16 protein-coding genes and 1 pseudogene are annotated in these 20453 nt (G+C 42.2%); 9 read left to right on the forward strand and 8 right to left on the reverse strand.

Translation table 11 applies throughout. The annotated features are described in order from the left end of the window. The first annotated feature begins 367 nt into the window (after window positions 1-367). A complete protein-coding gene (locus tag FTT91_RS11635) occupies window positions 368-886 on the forward strand; it encodes a GspH/FimT family pseudopilin (protein WP_180169489.1) in 519 nt (172 codons plus the stop codon). Between the two features lie 128 nt (window positions 887-1014). Continuing rightward, a complete protein-coding gene (locus FTT91_RS11640; RefSeq protein WP_180169490.1) occupies window positions 1015-2190 on the forward strand; it encodes an acetyl-CoA C-acyltransferase in 1176 nt (391 codons plus the stop codon). Window positions 2191-2322: 132 nt separating this feature from the next. Here FTT91_RS11640 and FTT91_RS11645 read toward each other — a convergent pair whose 3' ends face one another. The 4 genes from FTT91_RS11645 to FTT91_RS11660 all read right to left on the reverse strand — a co-directional run bounded on the left by FTT91_RS11645 (window position 2323) and on the right by FTT91_RS11660 (window position 7136). Then, window positions 2323-3309 carry a diaminopimelate dehydrogenase gene (locus tag FTT91_RS11645; RefSeq protein ID WP_004972441.1) on the reverse strand — a complete coding sequence of 329 codons (987 nt, stop codon included), beginning with the start codon at window positions 3307-3309 and terminating at the stop codon, window positions 2323-2325. Window positions 3310-3616: 307 nt separating this feature from the next. Further along, window positions 3617-4102 (reverse strand): DUF934 domain-containing protein, encoded by a 486-nt coding sequence (locus FTT91_RS11650; RefSeq protein WP_180006101.1) that lies wholly within the window; start codon window positions 4100-4102, stop codon window positions 3617-3619. Further along, a complete protein-coding gene (locus FTT91_RS11655) occupies window positions 4095-5738 on the reverse strand; it encodes a nitrite/sulfite reductase (protein WP_180169491.1) in 1644 nt (547 codons plus the stop codon). The genes FTT91_RS11650 and FTT91_RS11655 overlap by 8 nt, the downstream gene beginning before the upstream one ends. 237 nt (window positions 5739-5975) lie before the next feature. Further along, window positions 5976-7136, reverse strand: a complete 1161-nt coding sequence (locus FTT91_RS11660; RefSeq protein ID WP_178319464.1) for a CaiB/BaiF CoA-transferase family protein — start codon at window positions 7134-7136, stop codon at window positions 5976-5978. 210 nt (window positions 7137-7346) lie between these two features. Here FTT91_RS11660 and FTT91_RS11665 point away from each other — a divergent pair, with 210 nt between their 5' ends. The 4 genes from FTT91_RS11665 (at window position 7347) to FTT91_RS11680 (ending at window position 12443) form a co-directional block, all read left to right on the forward strand. Then, window positions 7347-8357 (forward strand): AraC family transcriptional regulator, encoded by a 1011-nt coding sequence (locus FTT91_RS11665; protein ID WP_004972448.1) that lies wholly within the window; start codon window positions 7347-7349, stop codon window positions 8355-8357. A 229-nt stretch (window positions 8358-8586) separates the two neighbouring features. After that, a complete protein-coding gene (locus FTT91_RS11670) occupies window positions 8587-9792 on the forward strand; it encodes an acetyl-CoA C-acetyltransferase (protein WP_096901568.1) in 1206 nt (401 codons plus the stop codon). Window positions 9793-9803: 11 nt separating this feature from the next. Continuing rightward, window positions 9804-11939, forward strand: coding sequence for a 3-hydroxyacyl-CoA dehydrogenase NAD-binding domain-containing protein (locus FTT91_RS11675; RefSeq protein WP_180169492.1), 2136 nt, complete (start codon window positions 9804-9806; stop codon window positions 11937-11939). 171 nt (window positions 11940-12110) lie between these two features. After that, complete coding sequence (locus FTT91_RS11680) at window positions 12111-12443, forward strand: hypothetical protein (RefSeq protein ID WP_004972453.1); 333 nt, start codon at window positions 12111-12113, stop codon at window positions 12441-12443. Window positions 12444-12555: 112 nt separating this feature from the next. On the opposite strand, the gene FTT91_RS11685 is transcribed toward FTT91_RS11680, so the two are convergent. Beyond that, window positions 12556-12978 carry a GNAT family N-acetyltransferase gene (locus tag FTT91_RS11685; protein WP_180169493.1) on the reverse strand — a complete coding sequence of 141 codons (423 nt, stop codon included), beginning with the start codon at window positions 12976-12978 and terminating at the stop codon, window positions 12556-12558. Between the two features lie 23 nt (window positions 12979-13001). Then, a pseudogene (locus FTT91_RS11690) lies at window positions 13002-14222 on the reverse strand (SAM-dependent methyltransferase). 107 nt (window positions 14223-14329) lie between these two features. Here FTT91_RS11690 and FTT91_RS11695 point away from each other — a divergent pair. Both FTT91_RS11695 and FTT91_RS11700 read left to right on the forward strand, forming a co-directional pair. Continuing rightward, the gene (locus FTT91_RS11695) at window positions 14330-14977 is read left to right on the forward strand and encodes a hemolysin III family protein (protein WP_180169494.1); all 648 of its coding nucleotides are present in this window, start codon (window positions 14330-14332) and stop codon (window positions 14975-14977) included. Window positions 14978-15162: 185 nt separating this feature from the next. Further along, window positions 15163-16476: an MFS transporter gene (locus tag FTT91_RS11700; protein WP_004972461.1), complete on the forward strand. Its 1314-nt coding sequence runs from the start codon at window positions 15163-15165 to the stop codon at window positions 16474-16476. Between the two features lie 66 nt (window positions 16477-16542). On the opposite strand, the gene FTT91_RS11705 is transcribed toward FTT91_RS11700, so the two are convergent. Then, window positions 16543-17553, reverse strand: coding sequence for a metallophosphoesterase (locus tag FTT91_RS11705; protein WP_004972462.1), 1011 nt, complete (start codon window positions 17551-17553; stop codon window positions 16543-16545). A 176-nt stretch (window positions 17554-17729) separates the two neighbouring features. On the opposite strand from FTT91_RS11705, the gene FTT91_RS11710 reads away from it, so the two are divergent. Then, a complete protein-coding gene (locus FTT91_RS11710; protein ID WP_257229597.1) occupies window positions 17730-19340 on the forward strand; it encodes a phospholipase D family protein in 1611 nt (536 codons plus the stop codon). Between the two features lie 97 nt (window positions 19341-19437). On the opposite strand, the gene FTT91_RS11715 is transcribed toward FTT91_RS11710, so the two are convergent. Next, window positions 19438-20256, reverse strand: a complete 819-nt coding sequence (locus tag FTT91_RS11715) for a 1-acyl-sn-glycerol-3-phosphate acyltransferase (RefSeq protein ID WP_096901584.1) — start codon at window positions 20254-20256, stop codon at window positions 19438-19440. Between the last annotated feature and the right edge of the window lie 197 nt (window positions 20257-20453).

Genomic DNA, 20453 nt, shown 5'->3' on the forward strand with positions numbered 1-20453 from the left:
CTCCAGAGATAACAATTGTTGTTCAAGCTCAAGCCTAAATTTTCGACTACCCTGAGATAGGCTTTTTTTACCCCAGTATTATTTTTAAGCTAGTCACTTTGAATCATACAAACACTTTATTTGTTTTCCAAGTGCTTGATAATTTTAATCAAGTAAATTATTGACAAAATTACTTACAATTTCCGTTGTAATTCGGTAACTTTCTACTCAATTATTTGTGGCGAATAACCTATCTTTCTTGCTGTTTATTTTAACACTTTCTCGAGAAGTTGTTTAGTAATTATTATACACGGCAGATAAAGCACTATAAAACAACAAATTACTCAAATTAATCATAAAAAAACACAACAATAACAGGTAAAGACTTATGTCGAATGTAAGAAAAAACGGCTTCACGCTGTTTGAATTGATCGTCACGTTAGCGATTAGTGCGATTTTAATCATGGTTGCCCTGCCCTATTTTCATCAGCTGATGGCACAACAAGAACTCAAACGAATTCAGTACTCATTGCTGTCTAGCCTAAAAATAGCACGCTCCCATGCCCTCACCCACCACAGCAATGTGGTGATTTGTCCTACGCAAAACTTTGTTCAATGTAGCAAGCAAAACTGGAATACTGGATTTTTGATCTTTATGGATCGCAATCGCAACCGCCAAATTGATGAAAATGAATACATTATTTATACAGAAAAAACTGCACTCAAATATGGAAATTTAGATTGGCGTGGCACCTTAAACATCCCCAGTGTGACTTTTAATGCACAACAAGGACTCCCAATCGGTTCAAATGGCAGCTTTTTCTATTGTTCATCCACGGTATCGAATCACCGTTTGGTACTGAATAAAATGGGCATCACTCGAACAGAATTTACTTCAGAATGTTAACTTAGTAGTCTAAAGTTCGGTACTCGCTGTCACTTTATTCTCATGATTTTTTGCCTATACTGCTGAGGCAAGGTATCGCATACCCATACATCAGCATAACAATGCACAGAACAATTTGGAGAATATAAATGACTGATATCGTGATTGTGAATGGCGCTCGTACTGCCATGGGTGGTTTTCAGGGCAGTTTAGCCACACTGACTGCACCTGAGCTGGGTGCAGCAAGTATTCAAGCCGCAATTCAACGCGCAGGTCTGCAACCCACAGATATCGAAGAAGTCATTATGGGCTGCGTCCTGCCTGCAGGCTTAAAGCAAGGCCCTGCTCGTCAGGCGATGCGTCAAGCAGGCTTACCAGATTCTACAGGTGCAGTGACCATCAATAAACTGTGTGGTTCGGGCATGAAAGCTGTCATGCAAGCTGCCGATGCAATTAAAGCAGGTTCTGCTTCCATCATTGTTGCAGGTGGCATGGAGTCGATGAGTAATACACCTTATATTCTGACTAAAGCACGTGCAGGTTACCGCATGGGACACGGTGATGTGAAAGATCACATGTTCTTAGATGGCTTAGAAGATGCAGAAACAGGGCGTTTAATGGGCTCATTCGCACAAGATATGGCCAATAGCAAAGGCTATACCCGTGAACAAATGGATGATTTTGCGATTCGCTCTCTCAAACGCGCGCAAACTGCCGTAAATGAAGGCTATTTTGTCGATGAAATTGTGCCTGTACATGTTTCAACACGTAAAGGTGACGTGGTTGTCGATAAAGACGAACAACCGTTTAATGCCAATATTGAAAAAATTCCAACTCTTCGTCCAGCTTTTGCCAAAGATGGCACGATTACCGCAGCCAATGCCAGCTCAATTTCAGATGGTGCTTCAGCCTTAGTCCTAACGTCTGCAGAAAATGCAGCAAATAAAGGTTTACAACCATTAGCAAAAATTGTGGCTTATGCCACCAATTCACAACATCCATCAGAATTCACTATTGCCCCTGTTGCTGCAATTCAAAAAGTATTGGATAAAGCGGGTTGGCAAGTTGCAGATGTAGATTTATGGGAAATCAATGAAGCTTTTGCTATGGTCACCATGTGCCCAATAGATGAATTCAAGCTTGATCCTGAAAAAGTGAATATCAATGGTGGTGCATGTGCGCTTGGACATCCTGTGGGTTCTACAGGTTCACGTATTATCCTGACTTTAATTCATGCGCTTAAACGTACAGGTGGCAAACGTGGCGTGGCCGCTCTCTGTATTGGCGGTGGTGAAGCAACTGCAGTCGCGATTGAATTGCTTTAATGCATTGCCCCCCTATTCCGTAAAGCGGAATTAGGGCAGATGGGATACAGTCACTCCCTAACTCCTCTTTTAAATTCAAAAAGCAAAAAGACGAATCATTGATTCGTCTTTTTGCTTGTAGCTTTAAAAAGTTTAGAGCAATTCTGCACGCAACTGTTCAGGCGATTTCATTGACAATAAACCTGGCGCAACATCATAAGCAGTTTTTGCACCATATTGCTGCATTTGGTTTAAACGATAGCAAGCACGTGCATAAGCCACCAAAATACTCGCGGTAAACTCAGGATTGCTGTCTAACTTCAATGAGAATTCAAGCACTTGTTTTTGTTCATCGCTGGTATTACCACTGCGAATGACAAAACCACCATGTGGCATGCGTTGGTGATCTTTGGCTAAAGTCGCTTCATCAATGAAATTTACGGTTGTGTTGTAGTCAGCGAAATAATCTGGCATGGTCACAATCGCTTGCTCTACCGCAGCAGCATCGGCACCTTCTGCAAGTACGACATAACATTCACGAGTATGTTTATCTTTGGTGCTTAATACAGGACGCGCACCGCTACGCACTTGTTCAATGGCATCATTCGATGGAATGGTATATTGCACACCTGCTTTTACACCATCAACACGACGAATGGCATCTGAGTGACCCTGACTTAAACCTTTACCCCAAAAAGTATAGGTTTCACCATCAGGTAACAACGCTTCACCAAATAAACGATTAATCGAGAACATGCCTGGATCCCAACCAATTGAGATGAGTGCAGTTTTCTTGTTCGCTGTCGCAGGTGCATCTACAGATGCATAATATTCAGGAATACGTGCATGCGTATCGAAACTATCGACAATATTAAATTGGCTCGCCAGTACTGGACCTTGTTGTGGCAAGTCGTCTTTTGAACCACCACATAAAATCAGCACATCAATTTTGTCTTGAAAATCTGACAATGAATCCATGTGAAACACTGCTGTTTCAGCAAAACATGGTGAAACGCTTTCAGGCGCACGACGGGTAAAAATACCCACCAATTGTAAATCTGGGTTTTTATGAATCGCCGTTTCAACACCACGACCTAAGTTGCCATAACCAGCAATACCAATACGGATAGAATTTTGCATAAAGACAAATCACTTCATCATGAAAAAATTGAAAAATAAATCAGAGGATAATCACATCAAATTATCGTCTTGATTGATTTTTGATAATGTAAAAATAACGCCTACATAAGACTGCGATGCTACATCAGCGTGCTTATACTACAGCACTTTACGGTAAATTAAATCATTAAGAAGTGCGATAAAACAAGCCGTTTGATCATTTTAAGGCAAACAAAAAGCCTGCACATGGCAGGCTGTTTGTAAATGTGTGAACCGTGATATTTCGATAAAATCTATCTACATTTCGATGAAATCCATCATCAATATATTACGCACCTGTTTGATAATTTGGTTTTGGCACTGCGGTAGAAGCTTGATAAGGATGGGTAAAGTCCGCCAAACCTGCTGCAGCTTCTTGCACATCTTTACCTTCTTTAATCACGAAAGTATCGAAACCTGCACGCTTCATATAATTTAAGACGTCTTTAAAGACATCACCGACTGCGCGAAGTTCACCCTGAAAGCCTTGACGGCGTAACAATGCCGCAAAAGAATAACCACGGCCATCGTTAAAACCTGCAAATTCAATAAAAATCGCATCCAGTTCTGCCAATGGAAATTCATGGTTTTCAGGCGAAGCATCTACCGTTAAATATAGGGCTTTTTTACCTGAAATTTGTGCCAACTGATCAAGCTGTTCAACGCTGAGCACCACATCACCTTGCGGTAATGCTGCATCTTCAGCAATCACTTGATAAGTATTGTCTGCAATCGTGCCATCTTTCGCGAGCACAGGTAGTGCAGTATTAAGCATAAGCGCGCTCCTTAAATGGTTGAATGCCGACACGGCGATAAGTGTCGATGAAGTCTTCACCTTCACTACGCAAATCTAAGTAGGTATTTAAAATTTCTTCCACCACATCAGGAATCACTTCAGCAGCAAAAGATGGCCCTAAAATATCACCGATTGACGCATCATGGTCTGCATGCCCACCTAAAGTGATTTGGTAGAATTCAGCGCCTTTTTTATCGACACCTAAAATCCCGATATTACCAACGTGGTGATGACCACAAGCGTTCATACAACCTGAAATATTCAAATCCAGTTTGCCAAGATTATAAATGGTATCCAAATCATCAAAACGGCGTGAAATGGCTTCTGAAATTGGAATAGATTTGGCATTGGCAAGTGAACAGAAATCACCACCCGGACAGCAAATAATATCGGTAATAAAGCCAATATGCGCGCGCGCCAAGTTATTGGCATCGAGCACTTGCCACAATGCAAACAGGTCTTTTTGTGGCACATCTACCAAAGCAATATTTTGCTCATGCGTGGTACGCAACTCACCAAAGGTATATTGATCGGCTAAATCTGCAATCAGATTCATTTCTTCTGTCGTCATGTCACCCGGTGCAACACCTGCACGTTTCAATGAAATGGTGACAATACGATAGCCTTGTACTTTGTGCGCATTGGTGTTGATGTTGAACCATTGCTTGAATTTTGGATACTGCGCAAACAGCTCGCTAAAATCTTCATCGGCATAGTTTTGATAAGCAAATGGCGTGAAGTTTTCATCCATTTTTTGCAAAGTTTCTGCATCAATTTTTAAGGTTTTCACCGTATGTGCAAATTCAGCTTCAACTTTTTCTGTAAATACTGCAGGGGTTAAAGCTTTTACCAAAATTTTGATACGTGCTTTATATTTATTGTCGCGACGACCATGCAAGTTATAAACACGTAAAATAGCTTCTAAATAAGCAATCAAGTCTTCACGTGGCAAGAACTCACGAATAAAGCTACCGATAATTGGAGTACGACCTAAGCCACCACCGACTTTAATTTTATAGCCAATTTCGCCTGCTTCATTTTTGACAATATAGACACCAATGTCATGAAATGCAGTCGCAGCACGGTCAATTTCTTCCAGTGCAGACACCGCAATTTTGAATTTACGTGGCAAGAAGGCAAATTCAGGGTGGAAAGTTGACCACTGACGAATTAATTCACAGGTTGGACGTGGGTCAGCAATTTCGCCCGCCACGACACCTGCATATTGATCTGTAGTGGTATTACGAATACAGTTACCCGAAGTCTGAATTGCGTGCATTTGTACGGTTGCAAGCTCTGCCAACATGTCAGGCACATTTTCCAGTGCAGGCCAGTTAAACTGAATATTTTGACGTGTTGATACGTGCGCATAGCCACGGTCATAGTCTTTGGCAAGCTGCGCAACTTTACGCAATTGCTTAGAGTTCATCAGACCGTAAGGCACCGCAATACGCAACATTGGCGCATAGCGTTGTACATACAAACCATTTTGCAGACGCAATGGACGATATTCATCCTCAGTCAATTTGCCTGCTAAATAACGTTCCGTTTGGTCGCGGAACTGTGCAACACGTTCATTAATCAGTTGCTGATCGAAATCAGTATATAAATACATGGCGTACAGCTAGTCATTTCTATTATCACGGCTGACAGCATAGCGAGATTCAATCTATCAACAAAATGTGTTTTTTACATATTTCTTAGCGGTTTTATTGATAAGCCATCGCAACATCACAGCCTGTAAGCCTTTGCCAAAATTAACAGGCTTTTTATAGAGCTATCACGAAATAGTGCATGCTTTAGCACTTTTTCTGCTAAAGCATCTATTCGAACTTTTATTTAATACCTATGGTTATGACTTGGCTTCATCTTCATCCTGATTTTTAGTCTGAGATGACCACTGCCCTGCACCCAAAGCCTGCCCTATATAATCGTAACGCATTTGAGAACGTGAAAATTTAATTGGACACGCCAACTGAGTTTCAGTTTTTTCGGCATTCTGCTGAATAGGAACTTCTACTGTCCAACCGCGTTGCTGTGCCAAAGGTGAATGTAAGGCTTCATCTAAAGTGAATACAGGTTCAACGCAGACATCATATTGCGCGAATACCTGCTGCCATGTGGCAAAACTTTGTGTTTTAATTTTATCTTGAATAGCGTGTTTGACTTGCAAGCGCTCTTGCGGATCTAAAGATGCCCCTTTTTCCAAAAGTATCGGTAAGTTTAAAATCTGTGCCAAACCCTGCATAAACTGCGGCTCTAAACTACCGACTGAAAGATAACGGCCATCTGCTGTTTCATAATAGTCATAATAGGTGCCACCATTTAAGTAAGATTGCTCAGCATATTGAGGAACCTGTGCCGCCAAAACTGCTGAAGCGGCCATATTGTTTAAAGTCGCAGCGCAATCGGTCATCGAAATATCAATATACTGCCCTAAACCACTGCGCTGACGTTCTATCACTGCACTTAAAATCGCCACCAAAGCATGCAATGATCCACCTGCTACATCGGCCACTTGAATCCCGAGCGGTGGCGGCCCACCCGCTTGCCGTCCACTATGCCCCGCAATGCCAGACAAGGCTAAATAGTTGATGTCATGTCCTGCCCTTTGTTGATAATCGCCTGTTTGTCCATAACCTGTGATGGAACAATAGATCAGTCGCGGATTAATTTTTGCCAAGCTGGCATAGTCCAGCCCTAAACGCTGCATCACGCCTGGTCTAAACTGTTCCAATACAATATCGAATTCGGCAATTTTATCGTGAATAAGCTGAATACTTTCGGGGGATTTTAAATCCAAAGTAATTGACTGTTTATTCCGATTCAAATAACTGTGCGAAGTCGCTTGTCCATTGGCATAGGGCGGAAATAAACGAATTAAGTCAGGACGGGTTGCCGATTCAATATGAATCACCTCTGCACCCATATCCGCCAAATACAAACTGGCAAAAGGGCCGGGCAATAAGGTGGAAAAATCTAAAACTTTTAAACCGCTCAGTGCATGTGTCATTGTTGTGATTACTCGATTTTTACTGATTTTCCGTTCATCTTATAAACAGCAAAACTGTAACACAATGTCATGTTCAGCCATTTACCTTGATCATTTCGGCAATTTATTATGTAAAATAAGTAAAATTGGTATTGTAAATTGCCAATTTCAATTTTTTAGCGTCATTTAGGTCAAGCTTACGTGAATACAAAAGAGACTGAAGGATTTAACATGAGCAGAGATACCATTAGTATCCATTTTGTAAATGCAGCGCTCACGGGTGTTAAGCGACTCGGCATGGATGTCGAAACCTTATTATCTCATGTCGGTATTGAGGCAGAACTTCTGCGCCAACCGAAAGCACGTATTTCACCTGAACAATATACCCGCTTTATTAAAATGTTGTGGATGGTGACCCAAGACGAACACGTGGGTTTTGATTCTCAGCCACGTCGTTTGGGTACATTCGCGATCATGTGCCAATTGGTAATTCACGCCAAAACACTGGGCGATGCCTTAGAACTCTCTTCGCAATTCTACAAACTGTTTGGTGATGATTGGTCGGTTACCTTAGAACGTGATAAACACGAAGCACGTTTGGTACCATCTATTCCACAAGCTATGGATCCTGATCACTTTATTACTGAAAGTATGTTGATGATTTGGCACGGCTTGGCATCTTGGCTGATTGAACGTCGCCTGCCTTTGGAGCGCGTACATTTTGGCTATCCACGTCCTGCACATGCAGATGAATACGATGCGCTGTTCTTTGCGCCTGTCATGCAATTTGACATGCCACGCACCGAAATTACCTTTGCTGCCGACTACTTGGATTTACCAATTCGTCAAACCCAAGAAACCTTAGACGAATTCTTAAAAACCGCGCCTGCGCAATTGTTGGTGAAATTCAAAAACACCAATTCTTTAACTTCGCGTATTCGTGACGTGTTAAAGAGCCAAATTGGCGAAGAAATGCCAACCTTGAACGATGTTGCATCCATGCTGTACCTATCGCCACAAACCTTGCGTCGTCGTTTGGCTGCAGAAGGTAAAAGCTATCAAGGGGTAAAAGATGCATTACGCCGTGATGCCGCGATTCACCTATTGCTGAATCCTGAACTTACCCTTGAAGATGTGGCACAACAAGTTGGCTTTAGCGAAACCAGTACTTTCCACCGTGCTTTCAAAAAGTGGACTGGCGTCACACCTGGTTTATACCGTCAGTTGCACGGTTATCATTAATTTAGAATCGACAATTCACAATAACTCGTAATTCCAATCGATTGCCCTTGCACACCGCAAGGGCTTTTTTTATCGCTCTATTATAGTTTCAATCTTTCTGCCAAATTACTGCGTCATCCCAATTAGCAAAAAACCTCACTGACCTGTACCGTTCTCGTCATTGCACTTCAAAATTTTCAGATTACACACAAAAGCAATCATAAAGAAAACTATCGACAAGGGATTGATTATGAGCGAGGCCTACATCATTGATGCTATTCGCACTCCGCGCGGCAAAGGAAAAAAAGATGGCGCATTACACGAAGTTAAACCCATTCGCCTACTCACAACCTTATTGAATGAATTGCAACAACGACACAACCTAGACACCTCACAAGTAGACGATATTGTTTTGGGTTGTGTCACACCAATTGGCGATCAGGGTGCAGATATTGCCAAAACCGCAGCGATTGCCGCAGGTTGGGACAATGATGTTGCTGGGGTACAAATCAACCGCTTTTGTGCCTCAGGTTTAGAAGCCGTGAACCTCGCAGCGCAAAAAGTTCGTTCGGGTTGGGAAGATTTAATCGTTGCAGGTGGTGTGGAATCTATGTCACGCGTGGCAATGGGTTCCGATGGTGGTGCTTGGGCATTCGACCCTGAAACCAATATGGCTTGTGACTTTATTCCACAAGGTATTGGCGCTGACTTAATTGCCACACTCGATGGCTATAGCCGTACAGAAGTCGATCAATTTGCAGCAGCATCACAGCACAAAGCCGCAGCAGCACAAGCACAGGGACATTTCGAGCGCTCGATTGTACCTGTCAAAGATCAGGCAGGTGTGGTGATTTTGGCACAAGATGAATTTATCAAACCACAAACCACGGCTGAAAGCTTGGCACAGCTCAAGCCGAGTTTTGCCAATATGGGACAAATGGGTTTTGATGCGATTGCCCTGCAAAAATATCCTGAAGCAGGACAAGTCAATCATGTGCATCATGCAGGCAATTCATCAGGTATTGTTGATGGCGCGGCATTGGTCTTGATTGCATCGGAACAAGCGGTACAACAACACAACTTAAAACCACGCGCCAAAGTGCTTGCTACCGCACTGGTTGGCACAGACCCTGCCATTATGCTCACAGGACCCGCGCCTGCAGCACGCAAAGCCTTAGCCAAAGCAGGACTGAACATTGAAGATATTGATCTGTTTGAAGTCAATGAAGCCTTTGCAGCCGTGGTTCTGCGTTTTATTACAGAACTTCAGGTTGATCCCGCCAAAGTCAATGTGAATGGTGGTGCTATTGCCTTGGGTCATCCACTTGGCGCTACAGGTGCCATGATTTTAGGCACTTTACTGGACGAGCTAGAACGACAAGATAAGAAACGCGGCATGGCTACATTATGTGTAGGTGGTGGGATGGGAATTGCCACCATTATTGAGCGAGTATAAGGAGTATAAAAATGAGCGCCATTCACTATCAAAAAAATGCCGATAATATTGTCATTCTAACCTTTGACTCACCAAATCAATCTGCCAATACCATGAATGCCGATTTTAGAGATGCATTAGCGCAAGTGGTGCAAAAGTTACAGGCAGACGAACAGGTGGCGGGAATCATTTTCGCCTCTGCGAAAAAAACCTTTTTTGCAGGCGGTGACTTAGATGAGTTGATTCAAGTACAGCCTGAGCATGCCAGCTCATTTTTTCAGATGATTGAAAACTTAAAAGCACAGCTGCGTTATATTGAAACCCGTGGTATTCCTGTAGTAGCTGCCTTAAATGGCACGGCACTCGGCGGCGGATGGGAACTTGCTCTGAGCTGTCATCATCGTATTGCGATTCGTGATACAAAAACCAAGTTTGGTTTACCCGAAGTGACTTTAGGTTTATTGCCTGGTGGCGGTGGTATTGTGCGGATGGTACGTTTATTGGGTTTACAAACTGCCCTGCCGCTGTTGATGGAAGGCAAACAGCTGAGTGTGGAAAAAGCACAAAGTTTAGGTTTAATCCATGATCTTGCTGAAAATGAAACAGAATTACTCAGCAAAGCCCAAGACTGGATTCTTGCACATCCTCAATCACAACAAGTATTTGATGTCAAAGGCTATAAAATCCCTGGGGGAACACCATCTACACCTGCTGTCGCGCAAATGCTTTCCATTGCTCCTGCCATGCTACGCGACAAAACCAAAGGCTGTTACCCTGCGCCTGAAGCAATTTTGAGTGCAGCAGTAGAAGGTGCGCAGGTTGATGTCGATACAGCCTTACGCATTGAATCTCGCTATTTTACCCAGCTCGCAACAGGTCAAATTTCTAAAAATATGATTGGCACCTTTTGGCATGGGCTGAATGCGATTAAATCGGGCAGTGGCCGTCCGCAAGGCATTGCACCGCATCAAACTCAAAAAGTCGGCATTTTAGGTGCAGGCATGATGGGCGCAGGCATTGCTTATGCCACAGCAAGCAAAGGCATTGCGGTTGTTCTTAAAGATGTATCCATCGAACAAGCTGAAAAAGGCAAAGCTTACAGTCAAAAACTATTGGATAAACAAGTATCGCAAGGTCGTATAAGTGCAGAGCGAGCAGCACAAGTCTTAGCCAATATTCATCCAACGGCACAGGCTGCCGATTTACAAGGCTGTGATTTGATTATTGAGGCGGTATTTGAAAATCCTCAACTCAAGGCGCAAGTCACACAAGAAGCCGAAGTTTTTCTGGCAGAACAAGGTGTGATGGCATCCAATACCTCAACTTTGCCAATTAGTGAGCTTGCCCAAGCGGCGCAAGATCAGCAGCGTTTTATTGGCCTGCATTTCTTTAGTCCTGTCGATAAAATGCCGTTGGTAGAAATCATTAAAGGAAAAAACACCTCTGCCGATACTTTGGCAAAGGCTTATGATTTTGTGCAATACATTGGTAAAACACCGATTGTGGTCAATGACAGCCGTGGCTTTTTTACCAGTCGGGTGTTTGGCACTTTTGTGCAGGAAGGCTTGCGCTTACTGGCAGAAGGCGTACATCCTGCCAAAATTGAAATGGCAGCTTTAAAAGCAGGTATGCCTGTTGGTCCGCTTGCCATTCAGGATGAAGTGTCTTTAACCTTGTCTGAACACGTGGCGCAGGAAGCACGTAAAGCGTTACAAGCCGAAGGAAAAGACCGACCACTGTCGAATGCAGATGAAGTCATTCAAACCATGATTCATCAATTCTCACGTAAAGGCAAAGCTGCAGGTGCAGGCTTTTATGACTACCCTGAACAGGGTAAAAAACAGCTTTGGTCGGGATTAAGTCATTGGTATAAAAATACCGAAATCGCTGAACAAGAAATGATTGACCGTTTCTTATTTGTACAAGCACTGGACAGCTTACGTTGCTTGGAAGAAGGTGTTTTAGAATCTGTCATTGATGCCAATGTTGGGTCAATTTTTGGCATTGGCTTCCCTGCATGGACAGGTGGTGCTTTGCAGTTTTTAAATCAATATGGTTTAACACAGGCTTTGGCACGAGCACAGCAACTTGCTGCAGCATATGGCGAACGTTTTACCCCACCTAAAATTTTGCAAGACCGTGTTGCTGCAGATGCTAAAAGCATTTAAGTCTAAACTTTAAATTTAAAACAATCTGAGAGGGATACATCATCCCTCTTTTTATTTGCTCAAAATTACAATGAATATCCCTGCATAAATAGAATTTAATCCGTTTTTTATGCATTTTATGTTATAAAGTTACATAATTTTAAGATTTAGATTCAAATTGGGTAGATGCACATGACCGAACGCCTTACTCCTGAAAAATCACCTTGGGGTTGGAAAGCACTCTTTATTTTCTGTATTTTGGGTGGAATTTTCATGTTTATTTTCTGGTTAGCGGTCACGAATGAACCTGACTACATGCCTAGCCAGCAACAAAAGCAGAATACTCAGCAACACGCCTTTAAAAATGCGCCAGCTATGTCACAAGAAGCATTGGCAAAAGCACAAGCAGATCGTGAAGCACGTGAAGCTTTGGCTGCTGAAACTGCAGATGCACACGGTATGACTGAAACAGAACATGCCAATATGCCTGAAAACCATGAGCCAGCACCCGCACATGGACATTAATATGCGCTAGCGGCTCTGTTCATACAGTTTATAAAAAGAAATCGCCATGATCACATTCCATCATGGCGATTTTTATTTTGCACGATTAAAATCAGGACTATCGACAATTCGTTTAAAATATCAATCGCATATCTACATGCGGAATACCACAATCTAAATACGACTCACCCTCAACCTGAAAACTCAAACTTTGATAAAACGGAATCGCGTGTTCCTGCGCAGACAACTTGACCCACGGACGTTGCTGCTGCTTTGCCACCTGAATAATATGCTGCATTAAAACACGTCCCACACCTAAACCGCGCTGTGATTTCAACACTGCGACCCGTCCAATACTGTAATTTTCCAGTAAACGTGCTGTTGCAATCGCCTGTCCAGTTGCATAGACCACAAAATGCAAGGCAACTGCATCTTGTGCATCCCACTCATCTTCAGGCGCAATTCGCTGTTCCTGAATAAAGACTTGCTCACGAATAGATTTGGCCTCTGCAGCAAATTGTGTCCAAGTGCCCGATTGAATTTCATAATCTTGCATCTTTATATCCTGTTCCATCTTGCTTAGCACTTAGAACCAATGCCCTGTTGATCCCACTGATCGTTCAACAACAACTCCAAAGAATGTTTTTGAATACCGTACATGGTTTTTAAATCACGAATTTGTGCCAAAACTGCTTGATCAGGTTCACTCCAATTTTGACGTTTGGTTGCCAAAATCATTTTGTTTTTACTGGTGTGTTCTAAAGCGACAAACTCAAAAACTTTGGTGTCATAACCATAGGCTTTGAGCAATAAAGCGCGGATGGTATCGGTTAACATTTCCGCCTGTTGCCCTGCATGAATGCCAAATTGCAGCATCGGTTGCAACACGCTTGGGCTTTGTAATTGTGGACGCAACTCTTTATGGCAACACGGCGCGCACATAATCATTTGTGCATTCAGGCGAATACCAGTATGAATTGCAAAATCGGTGGCGACATCACAGGCATGCAAAGCAATCATTACATCTAAATGTTCTGGCTGATAGGTGCGCACATCGCCCTGAAAAAAATCTAGCTGCTGAAAGTCTGAAGCACTCGCCACCGACTGACAAAACTCAACCATTTTCGGGTTTAGTTCCACCCCAGTCACAAAAGGAAGAAATTGCTGCTTTTGCAAATAGTCATAGAGCACAAAAGTTAAATAGCCTTTGCCTGAGCCAAAATCCACCACGCGCACAGTATTTTCCGAAATTTTGATTTGCGCCAAAGCCCCCGAAAAAATTTCAATGAATTTATTAATCTGTTTCCATTTACGCGCCATGCTCGGAATAATTTGCGCTTTGGCATCGCTAATCCCCAAGTGTTGTAAAAATGGGCTGGATTGATCGACATAACGCTGCTTTTCTCGGTCATGTCCTTGCGGTTCTTTCGGTTTCGCTATAGTCGGTGCTGTTTTACTAATGCTGAGCATGGCTTTCTATTTGTTCTTTTTTAGCTGAATTTCCTGATCTGTCGTAAATAAATTGGCCTGTTTACAATCTGCCAATAAGTGACTCAATTGTATCTGTGCTTCTGCCAAAGGATAGTTTTTGGTGATATCCTGCGTTTTATGGCGATACAAACAAGTTAAAACGGTGTCTTGATTTAGCTGAATCACCCGTAAGGTGATTTTTTCTAATTGTTCCAGTTCGCCTTTATATTGACTCAGCACCACACGATCAAGCTTTTGTGTATCAATGGCTTGCTGAAAAGCCTCTAAGAATTGTTGTTCCTGCACAGAGGGAGAAGCCAAAGTCGACATAATAAAAACCTGAAAAAATTACAATTCAAGTTTAATTGTTATTACCCTAAAAGCAAAATTGAATTACGATACAGTTGTATAATTAAAGAAATTAAAGCAGATTCGCCATGAAATTAAATGCCCCTTTAGTGCCTGATTACGACCTGCAAGAAGAACGGATTAACTATCTGAGCCATGGTGTTGGTGCGGCTTTGGCATTTATTGCAGGTATTCTTTTAATCATTAAAGGTGCGTATTTAAGTACGGGACAATGGCTAGGTTTGTGGGCCTATGCAATAAGCATGGTACTGCTTTTTTCTGCTTCAATGCTGTATCACATGGCAACCGCAGCAGACCGTCGTTATTTTTATAAAAAGTTAGATCACACCGCAATTTATTATTTAATTGCAGGTACTTATACCCCGTTTTTATCCATCGCCATTCCTACACAAAAAGCACAATATTTGTTAATTGCCCTGTGGATTATTGCCCTGATTGGCACCCTATTTAAACTGGTATTCATCAACCGTTTTCATAAAATTTCTTTAATTGCCTACTTGGTGATGGGTTGGTTAGCCGTTCTGGTCATGGACGATATGCAAGCCTATTTAAGCAGCCAAGCCCTGACCTTTTTGCTAACTGGCGGCATTGCCTACACCGTGGGTGCATTGTTTTATGCCTTAAAACGCGTAAGATATACCCACGCAATTTGGCATGTATTTGTCTTAATTGGTGCAGGCGCACACTTTCTGGCAATTTATCTGTATGTGATTTAACGCTGAATATCGCTCATGTCTTACAGATAAAACGATCAGATTTGAATGGTGTTCATGGATGCAGTTTTGTAACCGACTTCTTGTTCAAAAAAGTATAACTACAAGAAGTATCTACTATTTTTCTGCCAGTGCGGTCTGTGCCAAATTGCACTTTCATTTAAAATTCACTTTACATAAGGTCCTGTATGGCATCTTCATCTACTGCTGCCGCTGAACAGCCGACTCAAAATTCTAAATTTCGAGTACTGACTGCAAGCTTGGTCGGTACCACCATCGAGTTTTTTGACTTTTATATCTACGCCACTGCGGCAGTCATTATTTTCCCGTATCTGTTCTTTCCGACCAGTACTGACCCAATGACGGCAACCATTCAATCTCTCGCCACCTTTGCAATTGCCTTTATCGCCCGTCCGATTGGCGCAGCTTTATTTGGACATTTAGGAGATCGGATTGGACGCAAAGCCACTTTGGTCGCGGCATTATTGACCATGGGAATTTCTACAGTCTGTATTGGTTTACTGCCGACGTATGCACAAATTGGGATTATCGCGCCATTACTGTTGGCGTTGTGTCGCTTAGGGCAAGGTTTAGGCTTGGGCGGTGAATGGTCGGGAGCAGTACTGTTAGCCACAGAAAATGCCCCTGAAGGTAAACGTGCTTGGTATGGCATGTTCCCACAATTGGGCGCTCCGATTGGTTTTATTCTTGCCACAGGTTCATTCCTTATTTTAGGTGCGCTGATGTCTGAGCAAGACTTTATGACATGGGGCTGGCGCATCCCGTTTATTTCGAGTGCCTTATTGGTGATTGTCGGTTTATGGATTCGCTTAAAACTGCATGAAACGCCTGCCTTCCAAAAAGTGTTGAATAAACAAAAAGAAGTCAATGTGCCATTTATTCAGGTCTTTAAAAAACACGCTAAAATGTTAGTGCTCGGTACAATCGCTGCAATTTGTACCTTTGTGGTGTTTTATCTGACTACGGTATTTGCCTTGCAATGGGGCACCAAACAACTGGGTTATTCACGTGAAGAATTCTTAAAACTTCAACTACTAGCCACATTGTGTTTTGCTGCTTTTATTCCCCTCTCAGCCGTTTTAGCCGAAAAATTTGGACGTAAAACCACCTCTATCGCAGTGTGCATCATCTCTGCAATTTTTGGCTTATTTTTTGCCGATATGCTTGCTTCAGGCAGCACGTGGATTGTATTTATTTTCCTGTGTATTGGCTTGGCAATTATGGGACTTACTTACGGGCCCATTGGTACAGTATTGTCTGAAATTTTCCCAACATCTGTACGCTATACAGGCTCCGCACTCACCTTTAACTTGGCGGGTATTTTTGGCGCATCGTTTGCCCCACTCATTGCCACCAAACTTGCCACCACTTATGGCTTGGCTGCAGTTGGTTATTATTTAAGTGCAGCATCCATCTTGTCTTTAATCGCATTTTTAATGATTCGAGAAACCAAGCATGATGATGTAAACAATCAAATTTAAGCGCAAAAATTGCATCAAAAAACCAGCCTCGGCTGGTTTTTTTCATGTAGGCGATGGTGACGGTGCTTACAATAATTCAATAATATCAATCGTGGGCGGCACACCAAAACGAAAAGGAACACCGACCATTCCTGTCCCTACAGTCACAAATACATCGGCATGATCATGGCGATATAACCCCTTTTTATGCCCTAAAATAGATACTTTTTTCATCACATAATCGGTCAGCCACGGCAGTTCAACCTGCCCACCATGGGTATGTCCTGCCAACATCAACGGACGTGTCGGCAATTTTGGCACCATATCCACTGTATCGGGGTTATGTGATAACAACACCCACGGCTTATCCTGAGGTAAATCGGGCATATAGCGCATGTCGGTTTTACCTGCCCATAAATCGCCAATACCGAGCAAACGAAACTCATCAAACTCGACAATTCTACCTTCAATATCAATCACGTTATTTTGTTCTAAAGCCGTTTTTAACAGCTCTTGAATGGGCGGGCCAGGATACTGCTCATCATGATTACCATTTACCGAATATACAGGCGCACAAATTTCTTTTAATACCGCCAATTCTTCGACCAATTTATTTTCAGGCTCATAAGTCCAGTCGCCTGCTACAACGACAATATCGGGGTTTTGCAAATTGAGTTTTTTCACAATTTGCTTCAATTGACGCTCATGCCCAGAAAACAAGCCAATATGTAAATCTGCAATTAAAGCAATTTTGACAGGCTTTAATAAACGGCGATCTGCATGAATTTGATATTTGGTAGTTTTGACTTGAATCAAATGCGGTTCAATAAAACGCGCATAGCTCAACACAGCACTGACTAAAAATACAAAAATCGCTTCGTGGATGGAGTAATAGCCCTGAATACCCGCATAGACACTAAAAAAAACCAAAGGCGGCAACAGGTAAGACAAATAAAATGCCAACAAATGCACAAAGGCCTTAAACGGGTGAATGGTTTCTGTATTGGCCTGACTGCGCCATGCTTGCGAAACTGCCCACAGCGCCAAAATTGCCATACCCATATAGAAATACAACACGACTGAATCGTTATCCCACATATTTATTCTCTATTACTTCATACTTCTGCTATTCAATGCTGCGCTAAACCCAGATGTCGCATTTAACCCACACACGTCATATATCTGTATTGTCATATTTATCTTTTCATAGCTGACAATTATACTCAAACCCTATTTTTAACTTATTTGCTCCTCGTGCTAAAAAGGAATTTAATTTGGCAAACCGCAGCTCATCCGCTCCATTTCAAAATATTCGGCACAACGTCTTGTGGCTGAGTTGCGCCTTCGTTTTGACACTCTCAGGCTGTAGCACGCTGCCCAAACAGATTGAACATCCGATCCAGATGGCGTTTGAAACCCCAACCGATCAAACCAGTTTGGCCAAAATTGTACTGCCGCTACGCGAAAAATATCCGCAGCTTACGGGTTATCATGTCCTGTATGATCCGCTCGAAGCCCTAGCAGCACGTATCTATCTGATTAATAAAGCAGAAAAATCTTTAGATTTACAATATTATATTTGGGATAACGATAAAATTGGCGCGCTTGCACTACACGCCATTATTCGTGCGGCAGATCGTGGGGTGAAAGTCCGCTTATTGGTCGATGATAACAATGCCAAAAAAATGGAAGGCATTTATCTCGCGCTCGATCAACACGTCAACATCGACATCAAACTGTATAATCCATATCGCTTTCGACATTATCGTGCCATGGACATGATTTTGGATTTGAAGCGTATTAACCGTCGTATGCACAACAAAAGCTTTATTGCCGATAACCAAATTTCTCTGATTGGTGGGCGCAATATGAGCAATCAATACTATAACGTCAGCGACAATTATCAATTTTCTGATGTCGATGTGATGTTAGTCGGCTCGGCTTCGGATGAAATTATTCACTCTTTTGATGAATACTGGAATGATGACTATGCTTATTCAGTCAAGCAATTGGTCAATCCACAACATTACACCTTGCGTTATGAAAGCTTAAAACAGCAATTAGAACAGCACGATCAAGAAACCACCGTACAAAATTATTTAGATTTGGTGACTCGTTCTAAAGCGATTGAACAGTGGATGACGCATAGTATTAAGTTCGATTGGGTCAGTGCTGAAGTGGTCAAAGATGCGCCGAGTAAAATTAAAGACCGCGCCTCAAAAGAAGAACATCTCAACTTTCAATTGCTGACGCATTTAGAGAAGCCAAGCAGTAGTGTCGATATTATTTCTGCGTATTTTGTCCCTGAACAATCGGGGGCAGAAAAACTAAAAGACTTGGCGGATGATGGCGTTCAGGTACGCGTACTGACCAACTCCTTTAAAGCCAACGATGTTCCTGTGGTGCATGCTTTTTACGCCAAATATCGAGAAGATTTATTGGCAAATAACGTGCAGCTGTATGAGTTTTTGGCGCGACCTGAAATGGAAAACCTAAACACACATACGCACGAAATTTCCAAAAAAGCCAAAGTCAGTATGAAAGGTTTAAGCCGTTCTAGTTTACATGCCAAACTCATGGCATTGGATGAAAAACAGGTATTTATTGGTTCGTTTAATTTTGACCCACGCTCGGCATATTTAAATACTGAAATTGGGGTGATTTTAAACAGTCCGCCATTGGCTCGCGCAGTTCACCACACCATGGATGTCAATTTGTCCAAATATGCTTATAAACTGGTTTTGGATGCACAGCAAAACATTCAATGGCACATGAAAAATCCACAAGGAGAAACTCAAATTCTGAAAAAAGAACCAGGGATGAAATGGTATCAACGTGCGGCAATGAAAATTACCTCATGGCTGCCAATTGAAGGCTTTATGTAGCAACATAATATTGAAGCTGTTGGATGATGACCATTATTCTTAAAAAAATGTGATGTGCTTAGGCTATCTTTAACATGAAGATGCGCCTAAGCATGTTTTATGATGTCAGCACTTGTGGTTTTAATACCTGACGATGCAACTCAGCCAAACCTTCTGTCATGCGTTCCTGTACCACAGCAGTTAAAGATTCAATATCGTGCCCTTCTACCACAATTGCAGGTAACGCCATTAAATGCGCTGTCACTTTCGGCATTTCCAAAACATCTTTCACATGATCAACAAAGGTCATGTCATTAATAAACGGCGCAACAGTATCTAACTCACCTTGCTGATTCACATAACAAATCAGACAAATTTGCACAGGTCGTTTGGCTTCAATTGCTGCCCCTAAAATACGACCATGCACTTTTTTAATTTTGCTTCCATCTGACGTGGTCGCTTCAGGAAAAAATAATACAGGAATATCTTGTTTTAAAAATTGCGTGATTTGTTCACGAATTTTGACTGAATCGCCAGAGCCACGCTTAATAAATAGCGTCCCCCCACCTTTGGCTAACTTACCCAATAACGGCCATTTTTCAATTTCAGCTTTGGCCAGAAAAAATACCCGCGCACTAGAACCCAATACCGCTACATCTAACCACGAAATATGATTACTGACCCATAGCGCAGGGTCATGCGGAATTTCACCATGAATTTGCACTTCAATATTAAAAACTTTGCACAATTGACGGCAAAAATATTGCACATAGCGCGTATTGTTCGGGTTGTTGGTGTCTTTATACAATTGATGACGATAGACCAAATAGAACCCTTCACCAATCGCGCCAGCCGTTGCCAGAACTTTTTTGCTATACAAAGCAAGCTTTGCAAAACCATGAATTGGAGATGTGTGAGTTTCAACAGCTGGGTTCATAGGGTCATCACTAATTGTTAAACGCAAAACAACGTATAAAGGTCTATATTTTGCTCATTCTATACTGTTCAATCTGAACTTGCATTGATAATAAAAACCGAAACCTGCATGCAAACATGCGACTTTTGGCAAAATCTAAATAGATAAATTCTATATTGGGGTCATCCTTATAATTGAGTTTACATACGTTGATATAG

Source organism: Acinetobacter sp. YH12021, assembly GCF_013420145.1.
GTDB lineage: Bacteria > Pseudomonadota > Gammaproteobacteria > Pseudomonadales > Moraxellaceae > Acinetobacter > Acinetobacter towneri.